At 46.2% G+C, this 10,793-nt stretch carries 10 protein-coding genes; 7 read left to right on the top strand and 3 right to left on the bottom strand.

The window, feature by feature from the left end:
- Positions 1-37: 37 nt before the first annotated feature.
- The 4 genes from hemE (at position 38) to H6G03_RS25095 (ending at position 5,518) form a co-directional block, all read left to right on the top strand.
- The gene (hemE, locus tag H6G03_RS25110) at positions 38-1,102 is read left to right on the top strand and encodes a uroporphyrinogen decarboxylase (RefSeq protein ID WP_190470303.1); all 1,065 of its coding nucleotides are present in this window, start codon (positions 38-40) and stop codon (positions 1,100-1,102) included.
- A gap of 625 nt (positions 1,103-1,727) precedes the next feature.
- Positions 1,728-2,567: a NosD domain-containing protein gene (locus tag H6G03_RS39590; protein WP_190470346.1), complete on the top strand. Its 840-nt coding sequence runs from the start codon at positions 1,728-1,730 to the stop codon at positions 2,565-2,567.
- Positions 2,455-3,900, top strand: coding sequence for an NAD-dependent epimerase/dehydratase family protein (locus H6G03_RS39585; protein ID WP_407650764.1), 1,446 nt, complete (start codon positions 2,455-2,457; stop codon positions 3,898-3,900). Before H6G03_RS39590 ends, H6G03_RS39585 begins: the two co-directional genes overlap by 113 nt.
- A 52-nt stretch (positions 3,901-3,952) precedes the next feature.
- Positions 3,953-5,518, top strand: coding sequence for a B12-binding domain-containing radical SAM protein (locus H6G03_RS25095; RefSeq protein WP_190470302.1), 1,566 nt, complete (start codon positions 3,953-3,955; stop codon positions 5,516-5,518).
- Positions 5,519-5,715: 197 nt separating this feature from the next.
- Here the strand turns inward: H6G03_RS25095 and petL are convergent, their stop codons facing one another.
- The gene (petL, locus tag H6G03_RS25090) at positions 5,716-5,811 is read right to left on the bottom strand and encodes a cytochrome b6-f complex subunit PetL (protein WP_190470299.1); all 96 of its coding nucleotides are present in this window, start codon (positions 5,809-5,811) and stop codon (positions 5,716-5,718) included.
- A gap of 32 nt (positions 5,812-5,843) precedes the next feature.
- Here petL and aroB point away from each other — a divergent pair, with 32 nt between their 5' ends.
- The 3 genes from aroB (at position 5,844) to H6G03_RS25075 (ending at position 8,651) form a co-directional block, all read left to right on the top strand.
- Positions 5,844-6,953 (top strand): 3-dehydroquinate synthase, encoded by a 1,110-nt coding sequence (aroB, locus tag H6G03_RS25085; RefSeq protein WP_190470296.1) that lies wholly within the window; start codon positions 5,844-5,846, stop codon positions 6,951-6,953.
- A 16-nt stretch (positions 6,954-6,969) separates the two neighbouring features.
- Complete coding sequence (gene crtA, locus H6G03_RS25080) at positions 6,970-7,797, top strand: cyanoexosortase A (protein WP_190470294.1); 828 nt, start codon at positions 6,970-6,972, stop codon at positions 7,795-7,797.
- A 164-nt stretch (positions 7,798-7,961) separates the two neighbouring features.
- On the top strand, positions 7,962-8,651 hold the full coding sequence (locus H6G03_RS25075) for a cyanoexosortase A system-associated protein (protein ID WP_190470291.1): 690 nt from the start codon (positions 7,962-7,964) through the stop codon (positions 8,649-8,651).
- Positions 8,652-8,886: 235 nt separating this feature from the next.
- Here H6G03_RS25075 and H6G03_RS25070 read toward each other — a convergent pair whose 3' ends face one another.
- Positions 8,887-9,639, bottom strand: a complete 753-nt coding sequence (locus H6G03_RS25070) for a glucose 1-dehydrogenase (protein ID WP_190470288.1) — start codon at positions 9,637-9,639, stop codon at positions 8,887-8,889.
- Positions 9,640-9,751: 112 nt separating this feature from the next.
- Complete coding sequence (locus tag H6G03_RS25065; RefSeq protein ID WP_190470284.1) at positions 9,752-10,576, bottom strand: alpha/beta fold hydrolase; 825 nt, start codon at positions 10,574-10,576, stop codon at positions 9,752-9,754.
- Between the last annotated feature and the right edge of the window lie 217 nt (positions 10,577-10,793).

Here is a 10,793-nt window from a genome sequence, read left to right as displayed (position 1 = left end):
AAATGCACTCAAAAAACTGATTGGGAAAGTAGTTTACATGGCTGAGTCAAGCCAAATACCATATTTATTGCGGGCAGCTCGTGGCGAAGTGTTAGACCGCCCACCCGTGTGGATGATGCGACAAGCGGGTCGCTACATGAAGGTTTATCGCGACCTGCGGGATAAGTATCCCTCATTTCGCGATCGCTCGGAAAACCCAGACCTGGCAATCGAAATCTCTTTGCAACCGTTCCGGGCATTTGAACCCGATGGAGTTATCCTATTTTCGGATATCTTGACACCCCTACCCGGAATTGGGATTCCTTTCGACATTGTAGAAAGCAAAGGGCCGACGATCGAGCCGGCCATCCGCACCCAAGCACAGATTAACGAACTGCATCCCCTGCAACCAGAGGAATCTTTACCCTTTATTCGGGAAATTTTGCAGACATTGCGGCGGGAAGTCGGTCACAAAGCAACAGTACTCGGTTTCGTCGGTGCGCCTTGGACGCTGGCAGCGTATGCTATTGAAGGCAAGTCGTCCAAAGATTACACCATTATTAAGAGTATGGCTTTCTCCGAACCAGCCATGCTACATCAATTCTTGGGTAAACTCGCAGATGCGATCGCCGTTTACGTCCGCTACCAAATTGACTGCGGTGCCCAAGTCGTACAAATGTTCGACTCGTGGGCAGGTCAACTCAGCCCCCAAGACTACGAAGTTTTTGCCATGCCCTATCAACGGCGAGTGGTAGAACAAGTAAAAGCAACCCACCCAGACACGCCTCTGATCCTGTACATTAACGGCAGCGCTGGCATACTCGAACGCATGGCCAAGTCCGGCGTCAATATTGTTAGTGTAGACTGGACGGTAGACATGGCCGAGGCAAGGACAAGGCTGGGCGCAGATGTCGGGGTGCAGGGCAATATTGACCCTTGTGTTTTATACGGTTCCAAGGATTTTATCCGCGATCGCATCCTCGACACCATTCGCAAAGCAGGCAAACGGGGTCATATCCTGAATCTGGGTCACGGCGTTCTGCCCACTACTCCAGAAGAAAATGTGGCTCACTTCTTTGAAACTGCTAAGCAAGCTGATAAATTACTAACCGTCCGCGCTTGAATCCCTGTACTAAAATTGGGCCAGAAGCAAAAACCTGAGAGGTGTGAGTGATAGGAGATTCCCTAGCAGAAGAGCCCAACAGCCCAAAAGCTAAGGAGAGTCTAGAATCTAACTCTCCTCAGCTACCACAGTCAAAGGAAGATCGCCCCCAAGCACAGGAGAGTATGCGATCGAACTCTCCTGAACTTGCACTAGAAACGGAAGATCGCTCCCAAGCACAGGCGAGTGTGCGATCTTCCTCGCCAAATCTTCCTGTGGAATCCGAAATTAAGCCCCAAATCCCACCGAGTTTAGAATCAAACTCGATGGCAATATCTCAAACAGAAACTGAAAATTCAGAAAATTCACCCGCACAAGTGAGTCGGGAATCAAACTCTAGCGAAGTGCCAGAAACAGACAAAATTAAGCCACGCATACAGCCAATTTTAGAATTGGAATATTCTCCACTTCCCGATCGAGAAGCTGAGATATCAGCCCCACAGGTGAGTCCAGAAATAAACTTGACTGAAGTTTCCGCAGCAGAAGAAAATCAGCCGCAAGTAGAAGCAGATCGAGAAATAATCTTGCTTGAAGTTATTGCCGAACAAGACGACGACGATCGCGCACAAGTGCAGGAAAGTTTAGAATCTCACACTGTCGATATTTCTGTACAAGAAGTCAACAGTTTACAAGCACAGGATCGGATAAGATCGCAATCTTCAGATGTTTCAGCACAAGAAAGCGATCGCATTACAGTGTCAGAGACTGCAACATCATCAATGTCTCCAGTGGAATTAATCACCGAAGACGATCGCATTACAGTGCAAGAAAGTGCAACATCATCAATGTCTCCAGTGGAGTTAGTCGAAGAAGACGATCGCATTACAGTGCAAGAAAGTGCAACATCATCAATGTCTCCAGTGGAGTTAGTCGAAGAAAGCGATCGCATTACAGTGTCAGAGACTGCAACATCATCAATGTCTCCAGTGGAGTTAGTCGAAGAAGACGATCGCATTACAGTGTCAGAGACTGCAACATCATCAATGTCTCCAGTGGAGTTAGTGGAAGAAAGCGATCGCATTGCAGTGTCAGAGACTGCAACATCATCAATGTCTCCAGTGGAGTTAGTGGAAGAAAGCGATCGCATTGCAGTGTCAGAGACTGCAACATCATCAATGTCTCCAGTGGAATCAATCACCGAAGACGATCGCATTACAGTGTCAGAGACTGCAACATCATCAATGTCTCCAGTGGAGTTAGTGGAAGAAAGCGATCGCATAGCAGTGTCAGAGACTGCAACATCATCAATGTCTCCAGTGGAGTTAGTCGAAGAAAGCGATCGCATTGCAGTGCAAGAAAGTGCAACATCATCAATGTCTCCAGTGGAATCAATCACCGAAGACGATCGCATAGCAGTGTCAGAGACTGCAACATCATCAATGTCTCCAGTGGAGTTAGTGGAAGAAAGCGATCGCTTAGCAATTGAAGAAACTCCTGAATTAAGCAATCCCGAAATTTCTGGAGAAGAGGCTAACATTACAGAATTAGAGAATAATTCCGAGTCAAATGCTGCACATATTTCTGGAGAAGAGGCTAACAGAGGGGAAATAGACGAAAGCACAAAGTCAAACTCCTCACAAAGCCTTTTAGAAGAGCGGAAAAGACCAGAAATAAAGGATAGTTTAGAGTCAAAATCTCCAGAAGAGATTTACACCTCTACTAATTTGGGTAGCCGCGAAACTGCACCTTCTCCGCGCACGCCCCAGCCATCATCGTCCGCAAACAAACGCAAGCGAATTTTTATCACCGGTGCGAGTGGCTGCATCGGTCAATACCTGGTAGAAAAACTGATTCGGGAGACAGAACACGAACTATACTTGCTGGTAAGAGATCCGGGCAAACTGCGTTTTGACTGTAATGCCCGTCCGGGTATTAACATCGTCAGAGGCGATATACGACAGATTCCGCGCCATGCAAATCTGCTCAAAACGATCGATTGTGCAGTGCTGATTGCTACGTCTTGGGGCGGTACAGATCAGGAAGTGCTGGATGTGAATATCTACAAAAATATTCAATTGCTGAATTTGCTCGATCGACAAGTCTGTCAGCAAATAATTTACTTTTCCACCGCCAGTATCCTAGATCGCAACAATCAACTTCTCAAAGAAGCAAGAGAACTGGGAACAAGTTACATTCGTTCCAAGCACGATTTTCTGCGTCAAGCATCGCGCTTGCCAATATACGATCGGATAACTGCTGTGTTTCCTACCTTAGTTTTAGGCGGCGATGCACAACATCCCTATTCTCACATTTCATCTGGCTTACCCGGTATCACAAAATGGATTAAGCTGATTCGCTTTTTCAAAGCAGATGCTAGTTTCCACTTTATTCATTCCCAAGATATTGCAGAAGTAGTAGGATACTTGATAGAAAATCCGCCGCAGAAAAAAGAGTATCGGCAGTTCGTGTTGGGAAATCCGGCAGTAACGGTAAATCAAGTAGTGGAGGAGGCTTGCGCTTATCTGAATCAACCAATTTTGTTTCGTTTGCCTTTGTCTGTTTGGTTAGCTAATCTTTTCATCGTTATCTTTAAGATTCAGATGAGTCCGTGGGATAGGTTTTGTTTGGAGTATCGGCACTTTACTTATCAAAATGCAGTTAATCCAGCAACTTTTGGTTTGCCAGTTTACTGTGCAACTTTCAGCGATGTTCTCAAAAGCAGCGGTGTGGTGGGAGGAAGCGGACAAAGGCTGACGCGAGTTAACAATTATAGACTCGATCTAGATGACCGAGAATCGGAATCGGGAAATGAGAGTTGAACTATTACGCGCTAGGCTTAAGTGGATTAGACATCCTACGGAGTAACATTAAATGCGGGTTTTACTGCTTTATCCTCTGTTTCCGAAAACATTTTGGTCTTACGAAAAGATTTTAGAATTAGTCGATCGCAAAGTGTTACTGCCGCCTTTAGGTTTAATAACTGTCGCGGCTATTTTACCACAAGAATGGGAATTTAAACTGGTCGATCGCAATATTCGATCGGTCACAGAGGCAGAGTGGCAATGGGCAGACTTAGTAATTCTCTCTGCAATGATTGTGCAGAAAGAAGACTTTATCGCCCAAATCCAGGAAGCGAAAAGACGGGGCAAACGAGTTGCTGTGGGTGGCCCTTATCCCACCAGTTTACCGGAAGAAGCAGAAGAGGCGGGGGTAGATTATCTGATTTTAGATGAAGGGGAAATTACTCTGCCGATGTTTGTCGAGGCGATTCAACGGGGTGAGACGAGGGGGATTTTTCACGCTAACGGAGAGAAACCATCTGTAACGGAGACGCCGATTCCCCGTTTTGATTTGCTGGAATTTGATGCTTACGATTCGATGTCGGTACAATTTTCGCGAGGTTGTCCTTTTCAGTGCGAATTTTGCGACATTATTGTGCTATACGGTCGCAAACCTAGAACGAAGACACCAAAGCAACTCCTGGCTGAATTGGATTATCTCTACGAACTGGGGTGGCGTCGAAGTGTGTTTATGGTGGATGACAACTTTATCGGCAATAAGCGCAATGTCAAGTTATTGCTGAAGGAGTTAAAAGTTTGGCAAGCAGAAAACGGTTATCCGTTTGCGTTTAATACAGAAGCTTCGATCGATTTAGCACAAGACCCGGAACTGATGGAATTGATGGTGGAGTGCTATTTTAATGGGGTGTTTCTGGGAATTGAAACGCCTGATGAGGATAGTTTGCAGCTGACTAAGAAATTTCAGAACATGAGAAATCCTCTGATTGAGGCTGTGCAGCTGATTGCAAAAGCTGGATTGCGCCCGATGGCTGGGTTTATTATTGGTTTTGATGGTGAGAAATCTGGTGCTGGTAAGCGGATTGTCCAGTTTGCGGAAGCAGCAGCTATTCCGACGGTGATGTTCGGGATGTTGCAAGCTTTACCGAATACGGCGCTGTGGAACAGATTGGAAAAGGAGGGGCGCTTACGGCATAGGGATAGCAGTATTAACCAAACTAATTTGATGAATTTTATCCCGACTCGGCCTTTGGAAGAGATTGGCAGGGAATATATCGAAGCTTTTTGGGAATTATACGATGCCGATCGCTTTTTAGACCGCACTTATCGCTGTTTCTTGATGCTGGGTGCGACGAAAGCAAAACCAAAATTTAAATTCCCCAGTTGGGTAGATTTACGTGCGCTGTGTATTGTAATCTGGCGTCAGGGTGTGAAACGCAAGACTCGCTGGAAGTTCTGGCATCACTTGTTTAGTATCATCAAGCACAATCCTGGTGTTTGGGATCATTACTTGACTGTGTGCGCCCACAACGAACATTTTCTGGAATATCGCCAGATTGTGCGGAAGCAGATAGAAGCCCAATTAGCTGAATATCTGGTAGAAGAGAAAAAATTGGCAAAGGTAGGCGCTAGAGGTTAGGGGTTAGGGGTTAGGGGCTAGGGGAAGAGCGGGAGAGCGGGAGAGTTTATGAAGCGGGAGAATAAATATTTTCACTCTTCCCTCTTCCCTCTTCCCTCTTCCCTCTTCCCTCTTCCCTCTTCCCTCTTCCCTCTTCCCGACGCCCTAGCCCCTAACCCCTAACCCCTAACCCCTAACCCCTAACCCCTAGCCCCTAGCTAAATGAGCTTAACGGCTCTGAGAGTTAAAAACAAGCCTACTGCCACTGCGTAGGCAGCACCCAAGTATAGAACGTAAGCTACGACTCCAGACATTTTTGTTCCTCGATTCAGTGATGGTTTAGACAATGCAATCCGTTATTCATGTTAATTTACCGCAGAATTCTTACGAAATTGCGATCGCCTCTGGTAGCTTAGACAAACTCGGTGCTTGGATGAGTGGCGAAGAAAGCAAACCGCTGAATCTGGGCAAAAAAGTTTTGGTTGTCTCCAATCCGGCTATTTTCAAGCGCTATGGGGAAAGAGCGATCGGATCTCTCACTGCTGCTGGGTTTGAGGTCGCCAGTTGCATTCTGCCGGCGGGAGAACAGTACAAAACTCTGACTTCTCTCCAAAAAATTTATAACCTCGCTTTGGAAAATCGCCTGGAACGCTCCTCCACAATGGTAGCTTTGGGGGGCGGCGTGATTGGCGATATGACAGGTTTTGCGGCTGCTTCTTGGTTGCGCGGGATTAACTTCGTGCAAGTCCCCACCAGCTTGCTGGCGATGGTTGATGCGGCGATTGGCGGTAAAACTGGAGTTAACCATCCCAAAGGCAAAAATCTGATTGGCGCATTCCATCAGCCGCGTTTGGTTTTAATTGACCCGGATGTGCTGAAAACTCTCCCGCCAAGGGAGTTTCGCGCTGGTATCGCGGAAGTGATTAAATACGGCGTGATTTGGGATGCCGATTTGTTCGCTAAGTTAGAGCAATCTTCGCGCCTGGATCAACTGCGCTACTTAGATGAGGAAATTTTGCAAATTATCCTCAAACACTCTTGCCAAGCGAAGGCAATTGTGGTAGGGAAAGATGAAAAAGAATCGGGTTTGCGGGCGCTACTGAATTACGGACATACGATCGGTCATGCGGTAGAAAGCTTAACGGGTTACAAGTCGGTCAATCACGGTGAAGCGGTGGCTATTGGGATGGTAGCAGCAGGTCAGATTGCTGTTGATATTCGCTCTTGGAATAAAGCAGCAGCAGAACGTCAAAATGAGTTAATTAAAAAAGCTGGATTACCGACAAAGTTACCTACTGGTTTGGATGTTGAGGAGATTATAAATTCCCTACAAACTGATAAAAAAGTCGAGTCGGGTAAGGTGCGATTTGTTTTACCTACACAAATTGGTGCTGCAACTGTGACCGATCGAGTCCCGCCAGATGTATTGCGGCAAGTACTTTGGCAAATGCAGTAGGTATTGTGGGGTAACGATGAATAACCTGAAACTTGTCAAAGATCCCAAATACTGGCTGTTAGCTATAGCAGCAAGTTTAATTACTCTTCATCTTCATTTGAGTTGGAGAAGCGAAAATGCTGACTTGCTGGGCATCAGTTTATTGTTTTGGGTGGCGGTATCTGCGTTAATTTGGAGAAAACGCGATTCTTTGAATTTAGAAAGCGAAGTTTTTTCTACCATTTTTGGTGCATTGCTGATTGGTTTTGTGCTTTTTAAGAGTACGCACCTGTATGGTTATGACCTTTTTTTGCGCGTTTCTCCTTTCATCTCAATTTTAGGTTTAAGTCTGCTTGCTTCTGGAGTGAAGGGATTGAAGCAATATTGGCAGGAAATTTTGCTGGTTGCTTTTATGGCTGTACCGCCGGGAGTGCTATCCATCTTTATCGACCTGTCTTTGTTAACAGCTAAGTTTGCTAGTTTTGTGCTGTGGATTTTAGGATTTCAAGTATCGAATTCGGGAGTTATGGTGACGCTACCAACGGGAGGGATAAAGGTAGGTGCTGGTTGTGATGGCTTTGGTATAATTTTGCAACTATTGGGATTGTCTTTTATTTGTTTGGTGATGTTTGGTCATCACTTGTGGCACAGAATATTAGTGCCGATCGCATCTGTTATTTTAGCATTTGTTGTCAACGGGATGCGGGTCGCTCTTATGGCTATACTAGCAGCATTATCCAATCAAGAAGCTTTTGAGTATTGGCATACGGGAGATGGTTCGTTGATTTTTTCTATGCTGGCGGTATTTATGTTTGGGGTATTTTGTCATTTTACAGTATTGAGAACAGCAGGGGCTAGGGGTTAGGGGTTAGGGATTAGGGACTGGGGATTAAGAAAGTCTATAAATCAATTAGATTTTAAAATGGTAAATATATATCAACATTGAAAGTAATTACCATGTTCTTCATTGCACCAAACTATGGCTTTTTCCTCCTGTCTTCTGCTTTATGATATAAAATAGTAACAAACATGAAACACTGGGAAAATATCCGAATTTCGCTTTTGGCGATCGCCTTTGGGGGCGTGGTATTTGTGCTGGGGAAATCAATCTTTTACCCCACCGTAAAAGAACGAAATATCATCAGCTTTGATTTACCAGCCGCTGTCTCATTACCGGAATGGCAGGGTTTGGCAAGCAATCCCCTAGTTATTCAAATGGTGGATAATTCTGAGTATATAGCTGGGCGGAAATATCGCTATGTTCAAAATGGGTTGCCCTTGGATATAGAAATGCGCTATTTAGTGAAGAGTCCAAAGGATATAGAACCGTTTGGCAATCTGGAAGCTTGGATAGAAAAGTACACGGCTATTTCATCTTTTCGTAATATTAAACCTAGTATTATTAATAATAAAAATGTAGGCTTCTATGGTATGTTTGTTTACGAAAAACGAGCGTACTTGAGTGCTTGTATAAATCCGAGTGGCGGTACTACGTTCACTTATGAGCAGTTTAGGCGCAATCGATATATGTACGATTTGCGGTTCGATCGCTTCTTTTTATGGTTGTTAGATTCGGCAAAACTGCGAGACGAACGTTGTCTGTGGACGCAAATGTCTGTACCTTTAAATAATTCTTCGCCGCAGCAAAGTTATCAAATTTTAGAGAAGGCTTGGATTGCTTGGTACAAGTGGTGGAGTCCGCGTTTTTCAAATCGTTAACGATAGGTACTGAATCGATGTTCTAGAGCGCCAGTCCAGTAAAAGAGATTGACAAAAGCAAAATAATGTGAAATGGGCTTTAGATTGCGGCAGGGCGAAGCATTTGGACAGAAAATCTTGGGTTTTTTGCAATAAATTGTCGCCCAAATGCTAATGCCTCCGGCACGCTACGCGAACGCCCCTACATAACACATATTTCGTTGTTTTTGTCAATTTATTCTACTGGACTGGCGCTTTAGCGAAGCCCACCCGTAATGTACAGCGTTTCGCCAGTGATCCAGCCCGAATCGGAGGAAGCAAGGAAGACAACGGCAGGGGCGATGTCCTGTGGCTGTCCAATGCGACGTAATGGTGTTTGCGCTTCAGTTTGTTGGCGACCTTCACTCTCGGTAATTCCTGCTGTGTGTGCCCCCTCCGTTTCCACCATGCCGGGATTGATGGAGTTGATGCGAATGTTGCGGGGGCCTAACTCTTTGGCTAGCGACTTCGTGACGGCATCAACAGCCGCTTTGGTAGCACTATAAATTGAGGCATTGGCGGGGGCGAGGGTGCTAACGATCGAACTGATATTGATAATGCTGCCGCCTGCCGAGCCGAAGTGCTTGACGGCTTGTTGTGAGGCGAAGATCAATCCCAGCACATTCAGATCGAATTGCTTGTGGAAGTGTTCTTCGGTGATGTTTTCCAGTGGGGAAAATTCATAAATTCCCGCATTGTTGACCAAAATATCTAGCTTGCCGAATGTTTGCTGTGTCTGTGCAAACAGATGTTCGATCTCTGCTTTTTTGGCAACATTGGCTTGAACTGCGATCGCCTTACCGCCTGTGCTGGTAATTTCATCAACCACGCGATCGGCCCCTTCTTTGCTTGATGAATAGTTAACGACAACTGCTGCACCTTCGGCTGCCAGATGTTTGGCGATCGAGGCACCGATGCCTTTAGATGCACCTGTAACGACTGCAATTTTTCCCTCTAGTTTTTTTGTCATGCCTGTGATTTCTGGCGGTTGTTGGGTAATATCTGTGCGAAACAGGTGCAAACTTATAAGAATGCACCCATTGAGTTTTTTAACAGGGATGTCTCACATCCTTGCATCCGCATCAGGATTTAAGAAATTCCAGCAGGTCGGCGTTGAGCCGTTCCTTGCTCGTGTCGCCCAAACTATGCGTTCCCCCAGGATAGATCTTCAAAATCGAATTCTTGACGAGCTTGGCAGACAGGAGGGCAGAAGCACCTATGGGTACGATCTGATCGTCATCACCGTGAATAATCAACGTTGGCACGTCGAACTTCTTCAAATCCTCGGTGAAATCTGTTTCCGAAAACGCCTTAATGCAGTCATAAGCGTTTTTATGACCAGCCATCATACCCTGCATCCACCAGGACTGGATCAGACCTTGGGAGACTTTGGCACCGGGTCGATTGAAGCCAAAGAACGGCCCGCTGGCTACATCGAGGAAGAACTGCGATCGGTCAGCCAAAAACGCCGCCCGAAAGCCATCGAACACCTCAATGGGCAGCCCACCCGGATTTGCCTCTGTCTTGAGCATCAGTGGCGGCACTGCGCCCATCAGCACGGCCTTGGAAACGCGCTTGGTACCGTGGCGTCCGATGAAACGCGCTACTTCACCACCGCCTGTAGAGTGTCCGATCGTCACCGCATCCTTTAGATCCAGCGCCTCAAAGAGTTCTGCCAGATCGTCAGCGTAGGTATCCATGTCATTGCCGTGCCAAGGTTGGCTCGATCGGCCATGACCGCGACGATCGTGGGCGATGCAACGGTAGCCGTGCGAGGCGAGAAAAAACATCTGCGATTCCCAAGCATCCGCACTCAGCGGCCAGCCGTGACTGAAGACAATAGGCTGTCCTGTGCCCCAGTCTTTGTAATAGATTTGCGTACCGTCCTTAGTCGCGATCGTGCCCATGTTGCTCCTATGTCAATTGCGAGCGTTTGCCAATCTGTATCTGGTTCGGACTTTGATAATCCGATCGTTCTTATTCTGTAAAGCTGATTCCAGTCAAATCACTCAAGTTATAAGTAGTCGGACAAAAGTAATCGACACTGTATGAACTTTTGTTAAGGCACTTGCAGGAGTGCCTTCGCACAGCGTGCCGTAGGCATATCGTGCATCGGCACAATTA

Source organism: Aerosakkonema funiforme FACHB-1375 (assembly GCF_014696265.1).
Taxonomy (GTDB): domain Bacteria; phylum Cyanobacteriota; class Cyanobacteriia; order Cyanobacteriales; family Aerosakkonemataceae; genus Aerosakkonema; species Aerosakkonema funiforme_A.
The sequence above is the reverse complement of the archived record's forward strand: the minus strand, read 5'-3'. Positions and strand labels throughout refer to the sequence as shown.